General features: G+C 59.1%; 16 protein-coding genes. 2 read left to right on the top strand and 14 right to left on the bottom strand.

What is annotated here, in order from left to right; genetic code table 11:
• Nucleotides 1–2: 2 nt before the first annotated feature.
• From J2Z75_RS27995 to J2Z75_RS28025, 7 genes are all read right to left on the bottom strand, one after another.
• Nucleotides 3–494 carry a Gp37 family protein gene (locus tag J2Z75_RS27995; protein ID WP_234937619.1) on the bottom strand — a complete coding sequence of 164 codons (492 nt, stop codon included), beginning with the start codon at nucleotides 492–494 and terminating at the stop codon, nucleotides 3–5.
• A 2-nt stretch (nucleotides 495–496) separates the two neighbouring features.
• On the bottom strand, nucleotides 497–961 hold the full coding sequence (locus J2Z75_RS28000; RefSeq protein WP_209857127.1) for a phage protein Gp36 family protein: 465 nt from the start codon (nucleotides 959–961) through the stop codon (nucleotides 497–499).
• A 75-nt stretch (nucleotides 962–1,036) separates the two neighbouring features.
• Nucleotides 1,037–1,462, bottom strand: a complete 426-nt coding sequence (locus J2Z75_RS28005) for a hypothetical protein (RefSeq protein ID WP_209857129.1) — start codon at nucleotides 1,460–1,462, stop codon at nucleotides 1,037–1,039.
• Nucleotides 1,462–2,412, bottom strand: coding sequence for a major capsid protein (locus J2Z75_RS28010; RefSeq protein ID WP_209857131.1), 951 nt, complete (start codon nucleotides 2,410–2,412; stop codon nucleotides 1,462–1,464). The genes J2Z75_RS28005 and J2Z75_RS28010 overlap by 1 nt, the downstream gene beginning before the upstream one ends.
• Before the next feature lie 11 nt (nucleotides 2,413–2,423).
• On the bottom strand, nucleotides 2,424–2,762 hold the full coding sequence (locus J2Z75_RS28015; protein WP_209857133.1) for a DUF2190 family protein: 339 nt from the start codon (nucleotides 2,760–2,762) through the stop codon (nucleotides 2,424–2,426).
• An 11-nt stretch (nucleotides 2,763–2,773) separates the two neighbouring features.
• A complete protein-coding gene (locus J2Z75_RS28020) occupies nucleotides 2,774–3,883 on the bottom strand; it encodes a phage protease (protein ID WP_209857135.1) in 1,110 nt (369 codons plus the stop codon).
• A gap of 290 nt (nucleotides 3,884–4,173) precedes the next feature.
• Nucleotides 4,174–5,211 carry a PIN domain-containing protein gene (locus tag J2Z75_RS28025; RefSeq protein WP_209857137.1) on the bottom strand — a complete coding sequence of 346 codons (1,038 nt, stop codon included), beginning with the start codon at nucleotides 5,209–5,211 and terminating at the stop codon, nucleotides 4,174–4,176.
• A gap of 334 nt (nucleotides 5,212–5,545) precedes the next feature.
• Between J2Z75_RS28025 and J2Z75_RS28030 the strand changes: the two genes are divergently transcribed.
• Nucleotides 5,546–6,736: a DUF262 domain-containing protein gene (locus J2Z75_RS28030; RefSeq protein ID WP_209857139.1), complete on the top strand. Its 1,191-nt coding sequence runs from the start codon at nucleotides 5,546–5,548 to the stop codon at nucleotides 6,734–6,736.
• Nucleotides 6,737–6,739: 3 nt separating this feature from the next.
• On the top strand, nucleotides 6,740–7,552 hold the full coding sequence (locus J2Z75_RS28035; protein WP_209857141.1) for a HEPN domain-containing protein: 813 nt from the start codon (nucleotides 6,740–6,742) through the stop codon (nucleotides 7,550–7,552).
• Between the two features lie 20 nt (nucleotides 7,553–7,572).
• On the opposite strand, the gene J2Z75_RS28040 is transcribed toward J2Z75_RS28035, so the two are convergent.
• The 7 genes from J2Z75_RS28040 to J2Z75_RS28070 form a co-directional block, all read right to left on the bottom strand.
• Complete coding sequence (locus tag J2Z75_RS28040) at nucleotides 7,573–8,028, bottom strand: phage virion morphogenesis protein (protein ID WP_209857142.1); 456 nt, start codon at nucleotides 8,026–8,028, stop codon at nucleotides 7,573–7,575.
• A gap of 86 nt (nucleotides 8,029–8,114) precedes the next feature.
• On the bottom strand, nucleotides 8,115–9,635 hold the full coding sequence (locus J2Z75_RS28045; protein WP_327791309.1) for a PBECR2 nuclease fold domain-containing protein: 1,521 nt from the start codon (nucleotides 9,633–9,635) through the stop codon (nucleotides 8,115–8,117).
• A gap of 35 nt (nucleotides 9,636–9,670) precedes the next feature.
• On the bottom strand, nucleotides 9,671–11,041 hold the full coding sequence (locus J2Z75_RS28050; RefSeq protein WP_209857144.1) for a phage portal protein family protein: 1,371 nt from the start codon (nucleotides 11,039–11,041) through the stop codon (nucleotides 9,671–9,673).
• Nucleotides 11,038–12,693 (bottom strand): phage terminase large subunit, encoded by a 1,656-nt coding sequence (gene terL / locus J2Z75_RS28055; protein ID WP_209857146.1) that lies wholly within the window; start codon nucleotides 12,691–12,693, stop codon nucleotides 11,038–11,040. The genes J2Z75_RS28050 and terL overlap by 4 nt, the downstream gene beginning before the upstream one ends.
• On the bottom strand, nucleotides 12,690–13,190 hold the full coding sequence (locus J2Z75_RS28060) for a DUF1804 family protein (RefSeq protein ID WP_209857148.1): 501 nt from the start codon (nucleotides 13,188–13,190) through the stop codon (nucleotides 12,690–12,692). The genes terL and J2Z75_RS28060 overlap by 4 nt, the downstream gene beginning before the upstream one ends.
• A 2-nt stretch (nucleotides 13,191–13,192) precedes the next feature.
• Nucleotides 13,193–13,525, bottom strand: a complete 333-nt coding sequence (locus tag J2Z75_RS28065) for a hypothetical protein (RefSeq protein WP_209857150.1) — start codon at nucleotides 13,523–13,525, stop codon at nucleotides 13,193–13,195.
• The gene (locus tag J2Z75_RS28070) at nucleotides 13,522–14,571 is read right to left on the bottom strand and encodes a peptidoglycan recognition protein family protein (protein WP_209857151.1); all 1,050 of its coding nucleotides are present in this window, start codon (nucleotides 14,569–14,571) and stop codon (nucleotides 13,522–13,524) included. The genes J2Z75_RS28065 and J2Z75_RS28070 overlap by 4 nt, the downstream gene beginning before the upstream one ends.
• Between the last annotated feature and the right edge of the window lie 47 nt (nucleotides 14,572–14,618).

Here is a 14,618-nt window from a genome sequence, read left to right on the forward strand (position 1 = left end):
TTCTAGGATTGAGAGATTGCCGGGCGCATCAGCGGAGCCGGTGGCTGACGGACGCGAGGAACGGCCGGGATCGGCAGGGCGATAACCGTCTGCCAGCGCCAAACCCCGTCCTTTTCATCATCAAGGAAATCGCGAACGATCTCGGCTGGGCCTGCACCGGCAAAGCTGTTGCCTTGGATCGAGAGGCGAACGTCTTCGAGGTGGTTGTAAGCGCCACCTTCGCCACGCAGCGACCGGCACAAAAGTACCAGGGCGAATTCCATGCGCCGCGACTGGGCGGTGTTGGCCGGACCCTTGGCGGCGGCAAATCGCGACCCGGAATAGTGGATCAGCAATGCGGCTGGCAGATTGCCGAAATCATAGGTTTTCGGGTCGGCCGGGAAGACCTCGACTTTGCATTGCCCGGAAACATCCTCTTTTAGGCGCTCCAGCAGTCCGTTCTCGACCTTCTCGATGATCAGCGGTGGGCGGATGGTGCGCAGGCTCTCGGTCATCGCTACCAGCCCTTCAGGATGTGACTGACACGCGAAGGCGGAATGATCGCCTCGACCTTCGATCCACCTGCCTCGCCGTTAACGGGTTCACCGGCGATCGGCAGCTCAGCCTTGCCGGTGGCAACGAGCTTCCAGAAGGCAAGCGCGTCGTCATGGCGCTTTTTCACGGTCTCGTCGGATTGGCCTTGAGCGCCTGGGCGCGACCGGAGCCGGTATCGCGCCACGTCGCTGATATGGCCTTTGACAACCGGAGGCGTCGTTTCCGGGTTCAGTGTCTCGATGACGGCATAACGAGCCCGCGCATATCCGATCAGCAGCTCTTCGGAAAACACAATAGCCTCTTCGATCTTGTCGACCATCAACGCCCGGCCTGCGGGATCATTGAGGTTGCCGTAACCGGCGACCTGCAGCAGCTCGTCCAGTCCGACGGTGGTCTTGAATTCTTCGATCGTCAGAAAGCGGGTCACGGATCAAATCTCGATTGAGAGGATGCAGGGCGGCAAATGTCGCCGCCCTGCTGGCAAGAGCCCGGCTTGAGAGGCTTAGGGTCGGGGCTCTTTGACGGGTTTCGCCTTTTCGGCGGCCGTGGCGCGCGCTTCAGCGGCAGCGATCTTCTCCGCCGCATCGGTTCGGGCGGCTTCGATCGCCGTGGCAGCTTCCGCCTGGGCGGCGCTAACGCGGCGCTCTGCCTCTGCCACCTTGTCGGTGGCTTCCGCTTCGATGCGCTCGGTGATGGCGCGGATGTCGGCGACCTGCTCGGCCACCGCGTGGGCGACCGCGTTATCGAAATCGACACTGGTCAGAACGTCAGCGCCGATCATCTTGACGCTATCGCGATCAACCACGTCGGCAGCAATCAGGGCGGCCAGCACGCCCTCGGTCACATTGACCTTCTCGCCGGACTTCCGGAATTTGCCGTCGATCTTTGCAGGCCCGGACAGGCGCAGGCTGATGTTGCGCTCCTCCATTATTGCGCTCCCGCATTCTGGAAGAGGAAGCCGCCTTCCGCCCCCGTCAGGATGGCGCGGCGCTCGACCTTGGTGGGGTAAATCCAGCTGTCGTTGCTGCGCTCGAAATACGGCTGCTCGACCTGCGGATAGCCACGCAGTTCATAGGTGTAGCCAAAGGACGGAACTTGGAAATTGTCTCCGGTTTCCGGCACGTAGGCGAGAATGGCATCGTCGCCCCAGACATCGTTGGCGAGCGCGCTATCGTCGGCCGTCTCCGGCAGAAAGACGGCCGCGCCGATGACCACCTTCTTGATGTCGAGATAAGCTGCGATCATTTCGACCGTGATGCTGTCCTTCGACGTATACTTGAACTGCTCCTTGATCTTCGGATGGTTCTTCAGCGCGTTGCCGGCGTTGGGTCCGAAAACGACCGTATTGGGATAGCGGCCGATGGAGCGGCGAATGGCTTCCTTGCCGGCGTCAAAGTCGGCCTTGGGATCGCTCGCCGGATCGGTCCAGCGATCGGCGCCGACAAGGGCGAGCTTGTGGTTCGCGTCGTAGGTCGCGGCTGTGCGGGCGATCTGGGCGCTCTCGTATTCGAGATTGAGGTCGATCGCGTCGAGCACCATGTTGACGGCACCCGCGCCGAGATCAATGCCCGGCACGCTTTCCGCCTCTTCCTGATGCTCGACCGGCACCACGCCTTCAAGCGCGTCCTGCACCAGCGAAACCGGGTCGGAGGCGTAGCCGTACTGGATACGCTTCTTGTCCGCGCCCGGCGCACGGCGGGTGTTCAGCATGCGAAAAGCTTCCTTGCCGAACTTGATGACGCGCATCGAGCGGTTCGGGATCGAGACACGCGGAAACAGCGTGGATGCGATGAAAGTGGAATTGCGATAGCCGCGTGCGTGGGTCGAAAGGATCGGGTCGATCACGGCAGCAGTGCGCTGATTGAGGGCTTTGGTCATGGGCGGGTTTCCTAACGGACGAGAATGGTGACGAATTCGCCATCGGCAGCGGTCGTGAGCGCCCAGGCGAAATCATTGACGGGAGACGCGCCGATCTTCTTGACACCACCGGCAGCGGCCGACATCAGTCGATCACCCTTGGTGACGATCCCGCGAGCGCGAACGCGGGCGATACCGATGGCCAGCAGCGCCACGTCCAGACCGATCTCGGTGGCCGGATGTTTGGCGATACCCTTGACCGGCGCGTCGTCGGTCGTGACCTTGGCATCTGTGAAGCCCACGAGATCGAGGGCGTCGAACAGACTGGTGGCCGTCGCGGTCAAGGACAGAACGTCGTGAAAATACTGCAAGGGCTGGCTCCTTAAGAAACCGCACGCACGGCGTCGAGGAAGGCCATGCCGGGATGTTGAAGCTGATGCGCGATTGCCCGCGCGTGGATATCGAGCTGCTCGGCGTCGACCGGCTTGCCGTCCGACGCGAACGAGGCCGAACCGGCTTCCGAGCCTGGGGCAGGAAGTTCGGTGCGACCGAAGGAAATGACCTTCGGCTGCTCGGAGAGGATCGTGCGGAATGCCTGGGCGAGCGGCACGGCAGCTTCACCGGCCGCGAACGAAACCGATGTCTCGATTGGCACGGCGTCGAGAAAGGCGACGATCTTGTCTTTCGACGCCGGGATGATCTTGCCTTCAGTCACGAGGGTTTCGGCAAAAGAGACGTTGTCGGCGTGGGCAATCTTTTGCTCGCGTTCCTTCAGGTTCGCTTCGCGGGTGGTAAAATCGGCCTCCCGCGCTGCGAAAGCTGGGTCAGTCTGTAGGGTCAAGTCATTCTCCTTTGTCGGCGCAGGCGCGGGCGTAGAAAAAGCGGGGCGTGCGGGAGGGTTGGAAATTGTGGCGTCGTTCAGCCATTCGAGCTGGTAGCTGGGCAGCGCCTTGTCGGCGTCTTCCATCCCGAATTTCTCGATTAGAAATTCACGCAGCATGCGCAGCAGCGATGACGTCTGCTCAAAGCCGCGCTCGCCAAAGCTGGCGCTGAAGGTGACGCTGTCGGTGGCATCGCCGGAGAACGCGACGTTCTTCAAGCCGGTCACGGCCGGAGCCATGCCACCGAGAAAACCAATGTGCTTGGGATACCAAGTGCCCGGCACTGGATTGGCAACGCCCTCCGGCCGGTGGAACTGAAGCGAGACCTTTTTGTAATGGCCGGCCTTCACTGCCTCGGAAAACGCCGGAGCGATCTCGCCAACGGTCGCATGGAGAATGCCGGTTGCGGCGTCGAAGTCGAAGCTTTTCGCCCAACCGAATGCGGGGGCGTCTGTGGTCGGGTGACCGACGACGATCGGGGCCGGAGCCGTCGCTTCGTCGTAAGCATCCGCGACCGCTTTCAGGTCAGCAGCCGAATAGCTGATCGCCGGGCCTTCCATCGGAGTGAAGGTGCCGGTCCGGAAAACTTCGATGCGGGCGGTTTTGGTCATGCGGTCCTCAGCTCATTTGCTGAGAACGACCTTGCGGGATGCCGAAAACAAAAATGACCGGACGTTAGGTCCGGTCAGTGGCATTCGGGGTTGCGGGCACACAATGCGTCAGCTGATTGGACGATGCAAGCCTTCGCGACATCTGAGGTGACGGATTGGGGCGGCAATAGCGCCACAGTCGATTTCTAACGGGGGTCTAACGGGCCTCGCGTCAAATATTGGGATCACCGGCCCAGTGTCGGGGAGGACAGCGTCCTTGGTCAAGTACGAAACTTGGCCTCATATCACCCTCAAGTGTCGAGCATGTCCCACTCATCGCCCGTGACCCACCGTAGGGCGCTAAGCTTGCCATTAATCATGCCCCATTCGAAATCACTCCACGGCCCGAGATTGTCGAGACCTATTTCGTCCTCCGTCTTCTTGGCGGCAGCCAGCGCGCCCTTCCAGATTTTATCGACCACGACATACGGGTGATATCCGTCAAGTTTTCGAAATTCCTCGTTTGTTATAATCTCGGTTTCACCGTCTTCCACACTAGTCCGCAGGCCCCAGTGCCGGTTGTACCAGACTTGGCGAGATAGAAGGTGTTGAGCGTCTAGAATCTCCGACAATCGGCGCGGCTGCTCCTGCCAATTGTGTTCGAATTCGTAATTGTCGAGCATTTCGCCGTCGATCGCTCGAATGACGTCCACGATGTTGATCGAGTAAGTCGACTTCGGCTTCGGAAACAATGGAACCAGATCGTCGTGGGGTAGCCGACGGTCGCCGTTGTGCTGCGAGAAGTCGCGGTAGTTGGAACTGACAAATACGAACGCCGTCTCTTGATCCGTCTCTGCAGCCATAGCCTCGGCATAAACTTCCAAATGAATGGCATCCGCCATAGAATTTTTCGCAAGATGGAACGGCGCTATCTTCGCTAGAGCCCGGTCGGCAGCCTTCAGCTTAGCGGAATCGGAAACGTCGATAGTGGGCCCGGTAACGAACAGCTTTTCGATTGTTTCCACCGTTCGCTTGGCCATGTCACCATTGATCGAAAGCTTGTGGTCAATCTCGGTGAGGGTCAACAAAGCTGCGGACTTGGTGTCATTTTCACCGAACTGCGTGATAGCTTCCCGTACTCGCTTAAAATGGGAACTGAGGCCACGCCTAGTGTCATCGACCACCCGATCCTTGTTTCGGGCGAACTCGCTGGGAATGGTTTCAGGCACGATCAGTTGGATAGCATCGGCGTCGACTAAGTCCTCGATGGCGGTCAACACGGGGACTGCCCGGTAGTCCTTGGCTAAATCGAGCCACACGCACGTATCAATCAGAATCTTGGTTGTCATGGAGCCTTCCTGGGCTTAGGCGGCGGGTTGCGGTTTATAGCCCATCCTTCGATTAAACAAAACGAGCGATCGCGGTAGCGGGAGCCGACCCCGCATCCGCGTCAAAGTGGATTTCCGATGGGGGTAACAGGCGTCTTTCCAAATTTCCGTGTCACCGCCTCTGTAAACGCACTTGCCGTTCCCCGGACAAACCCAGTCGTTTTTCCGCCGAGCTTAATTTAGCCAAAATTGAGGATCGGAGACGGCGCGCAGAAGGGGCCTTGATCTCGATGCGGCTTGCTAACCTAGATATCGCGCTCTATTGCATGAAGACCCGATCTGTGAGGAGCTGTGCATGAATATCGAAGTCCTTTTGGGCGATCCGGAAGACGGTCCCGAAATTGCCGCGCCAGAAGCACAAGGTGTCGATCCGGATGAGTTTTTCGCTAAGAACGCTTTTCGCATCGTGTTCCAAACGAATAATTTCTTTTTGCCGCAGATCAGAGACTTGATTGAAAAGGGCGAGGTTCTGAATCTCCGTCCCGAATATCAGCGCCGGTTACGCTGGAGCACTGCTCAGAAATCGAAACTGATCGAATCTCTGCTTTTAAACATCCCAGTACCGCCCGTGTTCCTGTACGAGAGCGACGCGGCGAGGTACGAGGTTATGGACGGACAGCAGCGGCTGAACGCTGTTAAAGAGTTTTTGGCAGGCGACTTTGCGCTTACCTCTCTACCTGTGCTTAAGCCGTTGAACGGGATTCGTTACTCCCGATGCCCGCCTCGCATCAAGCGAGCGTTAGAGCGCTCCAATTTGTCAGCGATTGTACTTCTTCTTGAAAGCGAAGCTGAAACGGCAGCTCAAAGCCGCCTCACCATGACGGATATCCGGCGCTTCATCTTCGACCGATTGAATACGGGAGGCACCAAGCTCAATCCGCAGGAAATCCGCAATGCGCTCAATCCAGGGCCCCTCAATCGGATCATTGTGGAACTTACGAGAAATAATCTCTTTACCGCGGTCTTCGACATCCCGCCGTACATCGAGACCGATCCAAACGACTACTATGAAAACCCTCTACGGCAAAAAAATACGCTCTACTCAAGCATGGCAGATTGCCAACTCGTGCTGCGTTACTTCGCTCTAAAAGACGACACGAACATTCGTGGTTCAATGAAGGCGATCCTAGATCGTGCAATGGAGTTGCAATTCACTGATGCGCAAGCCGATGTTATGAAACTGGAGTACATTGAGCGGTTTACATTCCTGTACACCCTCTTTGACGGTAAGCCTTTCTTGCTACCCGCCGATGAGAAGGGGCGCGAACGGGTATCTGCGGCCATTTACGATGCCTCAATGGTCGCGATAAATGAGCTTTGGGCGTCGCGTGCAACCATTGCCGCGGACGCGCCTGGCGTACGCGGGCGCATGATCAACGCAATGGCTGACGCCAACATAGTAACAATTCTCACGGGCCAAGCGAATACCGCCAACGCAATCAAGGAACGCATAAGGGTGTTGCGGCAGATTCTTCGCCCGGAGTAAGTGATGACAACTGTGTTTGAGGTAATAGCCGAGGAATTCATCGACGACATGGAGGCGATCCGCTCTCTAGTCGTTACATTCTCAGATCCAAAGCAATTGTCCAAAGCGCGTATTGCAGCGGCCAACTCCGCTACTCTGCTGGTGGCGGCGACGTTTGAAGAATTTGTACGCGAAATGGCGCGGGAATTTGCGCGGGCGGTCGTGGCGGGAACAGAGAGTTTTGACAAACTTCCTGCGAACCTAGCGAGCACCGCTTGGAAGCGCACAATGGATGGCCTTGCAAAGGTCAAATTCGACAATGCCAAGAAGGCCGGTTCCGAAAATATCTTTGGCGCCGCGCAGGCGCGTTTCACAATGATATATGAATTCTGCAAGGGCGACCTCTCGAAGGATATCTACCGCGAACTCATTCATAATGAGAACAACATGCGGCCACGAGAGATCAATGGTCTATTTAAAGTCAGTGGGCTTAAAGATGTCTGTTCGATGGCTTCCGATAAGCAGCCCATGCTCGATGCATTCGGCGTGACCGACGCAGGTAAGGCGCACGGTCGTTTCGTAGAAAGTTTGGAAAACTTCTTCGAGCGCCGCAATGAAATTGCCCACTCTCTCAACGCAAAACAGTCGAGCAGTCCTGAACAGATCACTACCGATATCGAAATGCTGGAGAGTTTTGGGCGAGCCCTTTGCGAAACCCTGGGGACGGCAGCGCCACTACCATATTCACTTCCAGCCTTGGTGGCCGGAGAAGCGACAACATCCCTTGCTACGATGGTCGGAGCGCCGGAAGTGCCGCCGGCCGGCCCAGCGAATTGACGCTCGGGCACTGACGCCGCTTATCTGAGCCACTCCGCAGCGATAGCCGCGATCTCCTGTTCGTCGTCGGCTCCCATGCCAAGATAAGGCCGGGCCAGGATCGTCGCTTTCATGTAGCCCTTCGATTCCCCGCCAAAGTGCATCATCGCGCCGTAGACCTTCGCCGTGCCCACTCTGACATCATCGGCGGACGCCTCCAAGTTGATTGAGCCTCGCAGAGCGCCGGAAAACCGAAGGATCGGTGTCGGCCCGTGTCCTTGAGCCTCACGTCGCGCAACGGTGACCGGCGAAAGCGGAGCCCATTTTTCGCCGTCCGGACTTTCCTCGTTGTCGAAATTATCGCCAACGGAGTTCAACAGATGTTCGCCGACGTTCTTGTAGAAACCCTGCTTGTTCTCCATCCGGTCGATCAAGGTGGTAAGCTCGGCGCGCATATCGGCGTCGTTGACGGTCGTCTTGTAACTGATGCCGCTCATGCTATAATTTCCCCTATCGGTGATGCGTCAGACTGGTGATGGGTCAAGTTTGCAAGCCGAGACTAAGGCCGGATCACCCCGGCCTTTTACTTTTTCGGGCGCTTGTACAGCAGCTTTCCGCCCCGGCGCTTGTCGAGCGCCGTCAAATCCGGCTTTCCGCTCTTGGTGGTGGTGTTGTAGGCGGTGACCGCTTCCCAGAACCGTGCGCCAACTTCGAACACGATCAGCAGCCCGGTTTTCGGATCGGCACGGATGTAGCGGCGATCGAGCAGCAGCTCGCCCTGGTCTGGATCAACTGGGTCTTTCTTTCGCGCCACGCCCAGCCAGATTTCATCGGGATCAAGCAGCGCCTCGGCGAGCAGCGGCGTCATCGTCGCCCGGTCGCCCTTCGCTACCTTCAGGTCGCCGCGCCGATCGCGGAAGAGCTGGTCCGACACCGGCATCATGGCACCAGCCCTGTCTTCGAACAGGACGCCCTGGCCGATATCAGTGTTGAACGGCTTGAGGAACGACTGGATGTATTCCTCCGGCTCCAAGCCTTCAGCGAGTGGCGCGGACTTGAACGGAACAGCTGAGCACAGCAAATCCTCCAACGGTTCCGGCACGTCGATCGACACGACATGACGACCGTCGAATGACAGGGTGCCCGGTTGGTCGAGCAGTGAGGACGGCACCAGTCCCTGTTCCCAAAGATGGCCCGGCTGATAGTCCCAGCCGAAACCGATGCCCTGCGGTTGCTCGACAAGCTGGCCCGACGCGGGATCGCGGACGGCCTGATAGAGGGGAGCCGGCGCTTTGTCCGGCCCATCCATGCCCCTCCGCTTCAGGTCTCGCAGCGAGAGGGAACGCACTCCGCATGAGCAAAGCCAGTCGTTAGGCGGAAAGTGTGTCTCCCAGAACGGATCGTCGCAATGGAAAATCTTACCGTGCCAAGCTTTGTGATACGCACGCGGCGACTTCGGTGTGCGGGTTTCGCCGTGGCGATACTCCCAGAAGGGTCGGAGCTTCAGCACGTCCGGATCGCGCATCTGCTTCAGGCGACCGGCCATGTAGGAAGTCCGCATATTGGTTTCGAATATGACACGGGTGCGCCAGCCGCGCTCGCCGTTATAAGCCCAGCCGTACTTGGCAACGATGCTGTCGAACTCGTTGCGGAAGGCGTCGAGGGTGGTGCCCTTTTCCATCGCGTCGGCCAGCGCGTTCTGGAAATCCGAGAGCATCGCCATGTCAGTAGCGCCGGCAATGACAAACGCGCGGTCATGGGTGCCGTGCATGGCATCAAGCCATGTCTTCGTCGGCTTGCCGCGCTTCTGGCGCAGGAAGTCGATTTGTTCCTTGAATGGCTGGCTGAAGACATCCGGGTCGGCAAAGCTGCCGGTTTCGTCCGCATCGACGAAGACGGCTTCGCGGCCGTGGTAGGCGGCAAGCTCAAGTCCCTGGCCGAGTATCTGGGCGAAGGCGTCGGGCGTCCATTTGGCGGCAAGCCCGAGAAGCGCCTGGGCGACTGACTGAGGATCGGGCGCATCGAGCGCCGCCCGGATCGCGCCCAGGCGGCGGGAGAGATAGGGGCTTGTCCGATCCTCTATCGAATCGGAAAGATCGGTCACCGGGTCGGGATCGGCCGCGAAGCTGACCGAATTATTCAGTTTTTTTTTACGGGACCGAACAGCGCTGCAAAGGCGGGATTGTTCTCGGTCTGCTGTCGTAGATCGCGCTGACGCTTGCCGCCTTCCATGAAAGCAAAGCGGGCCTCGACAAGCCGGTCGATCGCTTTGTCGGACAGTGCCTCGGTCAGGCCGAACGAGGTGATGTATTCGCGGGCGTCGTCATCGTCATCGATCTGACCGGCCGTAGTGATGATCTCGACCAATGCACTATTCTCGGCTGTGGCTGCCTCTGCCTTGGCTTTACGGGTTTCGGCCTTCTTCTGCTCGTTGGAAGGACGGACGCGCCAGACGGACGGAACGGCAGCGCCGGGGAAATTGTATTCCACGAGCCAGGTGATTAACTGCTCGCGAAGGGTGTCGGACGACAGGTCGGCGTCGCTATCCACCAGCAGATCGAGCATGTCGGCATGGGTTTGCGATGCTGCCTTGGAACCTACATTGCCGATGTCCGTGGTGAGAGTTTCGCCGTTCACGCAGATGGAAATCTGCTTGTCCCAATAGGCGAGCCAGTCCTGATAGCTGACCGACCCGGAGCGAGCTGCCTCCAGAAACTTCACCTCGGTGCCAACCGGTACGGTTGCCGCAGCGCTGGTGCGGATCGACGCCAGCATATTGAGGAGCTTCGCCTGCTCGTCGCTCAGCATGCCGTAGGGCGTTTCCGCAATGATGGTCGGTCCCGCGAACTTGTCGAGAAAATGAAGCCAGAAGGCGATGCCCTCGCGCTTGAACAGCACGGCCCAGAATAGCCGTGTGCCAAGCCCCAGGCCGTAGGGATTGTTTCCGATGACGCCAAAACGATGGACGATGAACTTGCGGTCCGGCAGTTCTACGCCGTGCGTCATGTTCGTCCACGTCAGCAGACGAGGACGCCAATCGACATCGAAACAGAAACGGCGCTGATCGTGGGCGACGATCTCGGCAGGCACAATGCGGTTGCCTTTCCGCTGCCAGATGACTTCCGAGACTGCGAAGCCTTTGAGAGTGGCACCGCCCACCAGTTCCTCGGTGATCCGATCGAATGGCAGAACGTTAAAAACCTCGCGCACGAACTCGGCCGCCTGGATGTCCAGCGGCAGTTCCGACGCCTCCTTCACTTCCCATTCGCGGGCGATCAGGTGCTTTTTGCGTTTTTCCAGCATCGCGTAGGCGTGGGTATCGCGAACGATCTCGTCATAGATTTTCAGACCCTTGCCGCCGCCGCGCTGGATAAGGGTATCGTCGGCATGCTGAAGCAGGCCGGAGTAGAACGGAATGGTGATGTCGTTGGTCGCGTTGGCGATCAGTACCTTGGCATCGGCCGGCAGGTTCTTGCGGGCCTCGTCGGTGACCGGTTCGAGTTGTGTCATAGGCGGTAGTCTCCAAGGGCATTCGTTCCGGTCGAAGCGGAGGTCATGACGCCAGCACTGCCGCCCGCGTTACCGCCACCGGAATAAAACAGGGCGTTCTGCCAAAGCATGTCGAGGCAATCTGGACCGTCGTCATGGTCGGCGTTTGGCCATTGCTGCAATTGATCAATCAAGGTCGTATGGGCGGAATTGAAACGGATCAGGCCAGCCGTGACAGGCGGCTGTAGTCGCTCGATGCGCAGGTTCTTGTCGGCATGCGGAATGATCGGCACAGCGGAAATGCCGACGCCCACCTTGGCAGCTTCGACCATCAGCTGCGTGCGCAAGAACTCCTGAAACTGCACCGCCTCGATAAACCAGAGCAGGCATCGATATTCCCGCTGAAGGGCGATCGTGTCGGCAATGATGATGTCCGGCAGGCGGCGGCGAATGGAGGCCTCCACCACGTCCATCTTGCCTGTCAGGCGATCCATGCCGCCGATCAGGATCGCCGAAGGGTCGCGGCCCTTGCCAGCCTTGCCGAGCGACGGATCGACGGAGCCGAAGAAAATCAGGTTGGACGTTCTAACGTTCCAATAGATCAGCTTGCCGAACGGGTTGCCCTCGCTGATCGGCTTATTCTGATATTCGGTCTGGAAGGCATCATGGCTTCCGGCCCGTTCCAACATCAGCCAGAGGAGCGGCTGCACGGACGGCCAGTTGACCACAGCACCCGCGTCCATAGCCTCTTTGTTCTCGGCATAGAACGCGCGGGCGGCATCTTCGCCATCGTTCTGATAGTGCTCTTCGAAGCGCTCCCAAAGGTCCATGCGATCGGGCCATTTGACGATCGCCTGGAATTCGATGACGCGCCAGACCGGCGACTTCGCGGCCCGCACAAGCACGGCATCGAAATGCAACACGGTGCCGACCCAGATCACGTCCATGGAACCGTCAGGTGGGCCGACCTTCAAGGCGGCGCGATTGATCCAGTTTTCGAGCTTCTTGCGCTGGTCGGGATTGCGCACTGCTTCGTCGTTTTCGAGGTCATCGAAAAACATCAGGTCCGGCCGGTAGGGACCATGACGGCGACCACGGATTTTCTGAAGGGCGCCCAGCCCTTCGACGCGGATATTGTTGCGGGTGACGATCTCGCCTTCGCGCCACGTGCGGCCTTCGCCGAACACCTCTGGAAAGTCGAATTGCAGGCGCGGATTTGTGGTGATTTCCGCCTTCAGGGCTTCGATCAGAAGCGCGGCCTGGCTGTACACATCGCAAACCTCAAGGATGTAACGTTTGAGGCCGCGCATGATGCAGTAGAGGGCAAAGCCCAGCGAAAGATGCGTCGATTTTGACGAACCGCGGGGCGCGACAAACAGGTCTCTGCCGCCCTTTTTCGTGGCGAGGATCTCCGGCACGCGGGCAAAGATATGCTGATGGAAAAGACTATGGTCGCCGCGAACATAGTGCGGCAGATAGGTCTCCATGAAGTACTGGAAGCCGGTCTGCGGGTCGGCCAGCTTGCGCAGCCGCTCGGCCCGCGCCTTCGGATCGGCCGGAAACGCCGTAACCGAAAGCTCGATCCACCGCGACAGGTCTTCCGCCATGCTTGCGATGGCCTCGCGAAATTCCTTCGCGGTGGTTTTCGCCTTAAGTGTCGGGCGCTTGTTCATGACGCATAGAGGCTCGCCAGCCGTTCACCGAAGGGCTCGATGATTTCGAGGATCACGCCGATGTGTTGCGGGAAGTTCTCGCGCACAAAGCCGATGAGGTGGGTCATTACGTCCTGGGCAACACCCAACTCCGAAATCTTTGGCGCGAGCTTGCCGGCGCTGGCCGTCATCTTTGTCATGGCATCGGCCAGGGCGACCAGATGCTTGACCTTCTGGTCAAGGCCAAGCGCACCGTGCTTGATCTCTTCCAGCAGCGATTGCGCCATGATCATGAAATCTTCGACCACCGAGGAAACGACGGTCTCAAGGCCTTCGCCCGCAATCAGGCTGGCCGACCGGGCAATGTCCCAATCGTCGCCCCGTTCCTTGGCGGCTTTCTTCCATCGGCCAATCGTCGCCTGGGAAACGGTGAGCGTCATCGCGATCGTGGCGATGGTCATGCGCCGATAGATGTAATCGGCGCGGGCCTTGCGGCGGGTTTCCTGATCGTTGGCCATGCTTACTTGTCGCTGTCCTTTTTGATGCCAAGGATAGTGCGGATGAACTCGGGCGGATCGTTCGATGCGCGGCGGGCCCAGATGATGAGGTTGCGGCCAGTGATGCCGTAGAGACCGGCAACGGCATGGCTCCACGTGCCGGAGTTGGCCACGCCGAGAAATTCTAACGTGGCTTCGGTCGCGACGGCGGCAACGAAGACACCCGCGACGATCGAGCCGATCGCGGTTACTCTGTCGTGGCTGCGCCATTCGATCGCCACCGAGATAACGGCAGCGATCGAGGCAGAGATCATGGTGGCGATCTTCACGCCGAATACAGTTTCAGGCCCGGTCATGCAGTCTTGCCGCTCCTAAAATCTTCGACGTGAGCGCGACCGGCTTTGATCGACTTCCAGACGACATAAGCGCCGAGCGCGATCATGACGGCACCCTGACTCAGGCCGTATTGCTCAAGCGTCTTGGTGATCTCGCCGAGCGAGCCTGTGGCGGTCGAAAAGAAACCGGTCACCTCGTTGACGACGCCGAGGACGCCACCAGCGGAAAGGACAATGCCCGCAAGGCGGCTGTCGATCGTCGCCCTGGCGATTCCCGAACCATTGGCCGACAAGCTGGCGAGTGAGGCAACGGCGCGGGTCTCGGAGACAGGGCGAGGTTTCGCATCACGCATGGCTTCGCGGCTGAGCGGCCCATAGCGGCCGTCAGGGGTCAGGTGATTATCGGCCTGCCACGCCATGACGGAATCGCGGGTACGGGTGCCAAACTCGCCGTCAATGTTGCCGACGAAGTATCCGAGGGCGACCAGCTTCTTCTGCAGGTCGGTGACCGCTCCGCTCTTGCTGCCAATGTGCAGCACGCCGATGCCGAGACTGCCGGGCTCTTCCAGATGCTCGATGCCAGGGGTGCGCGGCATTTCGATCGCACCGCTATCGGCCAGAACGGGTTTAGCCGATAGCCGGCCCTTGGCGTCCAATCCGAGAACACGCTTGTAGTCGAACACAGGGCAGGCCTTGCGGGCGACTTCGCAATGGCCATGGAACGTGACGGCGCTCGAATAGGCGGCGTCGATCTGGCGGCAAAGGGTGATCAGCGTGGCGAACTGCGCCTGGGTGAATTTCTCTGCCTTCAGACCATGCAGGCAGATGGCAATGGTGCCGATGTTGTTGTTTTCCTGCGCGGCCGGGGTCAGCTCCAGGGAGCGGCCGATTTCGAGCATGCCGTTCTTGCGGATGAAGAAATGATAGCCGACGCCGGCCCAGCCGCGCTGCTTGTGCCAGAGGTCCATGGTCGCGACATTGTCGTGATCCGGATTGTCCGAGGCGCTGCAATGGACGAAGACGCGGCTGATCGGCCGGGAAGGTTTGCGGAAAACGTAGGTGGTCATAAAACCTCGCAAATGGCAGGGGAAGCATTTGCGGGCGACACTGGCGC

Source organism: Rhizobium herbae, from assembly GCF_017873135.1.
Lineage (GTDB): Bacteria > Pseudomonadota > Alphaproteobacteria > Rhizobiales > Rhizobiaceae > Pararhizobium > Pararhizobium herbae.

Excerpts from the sequence above, each read along its gene's own strand:
- J2Z75_RS28065 (WP_209857150.1), bottom strand. The coding sequence starts at position 13,525 with ATGACCGGGCCTGAAACTGTATTCGGCGTGAAGATCGCCACCATGATC.
- J2Z75_RS28025 (WP_209857137.1), bottom strand. The coding sequence starts at position 5,211 with ATGACAACCAAGATTCTGATTGATACGTGCGTGTGGCTCGATTTAGCC.
- J2Z75_RS28020 (WP_209857135.1), bottom strand. The coding sequence starts at position 3,883 with ATGACCAAAACCGCCCGCATCGAAGTTTTCCGGACCGGCACCTTCACT.
- J2Z75_RS28070 (WP_209857151.1), bottom strand. The coding sequence starts at position 14,571 with ATGACCACCTACGTTTTCCGCAAACCTTCCCGGCCGATCAGCCGCGTC.
- terL (WP_209857146.1), bottom strand. The coding sequence starts at position 12,693 with ATGAACAAGCGCCCGACACTTAAGGCGAAAACCACCGCGAAGGAATTT.
- J2Z75_RS28005 (WP_209857129.1), bottom strand. The coding sequence starts at position 1,462 with ATGGAGGAGCGCAACATCAGCCTGCGCCTGTCCGGGCCTGCAAAGATC.
- J2Z75_RS28050 (WP_209857144.1), bottom strand. The coding sequence starts at position 11,041 with ATGACACAACTCGAACCGGTCACCGACGAGGCCCGCAAGAACCTGCCG.
- J2Z75_RS28040 (WP_209857142.1), bottom strand. The coding sequence starts at position 8,028 with ATGAGCGGCATCAGTTACAAGACGACCGTCAACGACGCCGATATGCGC.
- J2Z75_RS27995 (WP_234937619.1), bottom strand. The coding sequence starts at position 494 with ATGACCGAGAGCCTGCGCACCATCCGCCCACCGCTGATCATCGAGAAG.
- J2Z75_RS28030 (WP_209857139.1), top strand. The coding sequence starts at position 5,546 with ATGAATATCGAAGTCCTTTTGGGCGATCCGGAAGACGGTCCCGAAATT.
- J2Z75_RS28035 (WP_209857141.1), top strand. The coding sequence starts at position 6,740 with ATGACAACTGTGTTTGAGGTAATAGCCGAGGAATTCATCGACGACATG.
- J2Z75_RS28060 (WP_209857148.1), bottom strand. The coding sequence starts at position 13,190 with ATGGCCAACGATCAGGAAACCCGCCGCAAGGCCCGCGCCGATTACATC.
- J2Z75_RS28010 (WP_209857131.1), bottom strand. The coding sequence starts at position 2,412 with ATGACCAAAGCCCTCAATCAGCGCACTGCTGCCGTGATCGACCCGATC.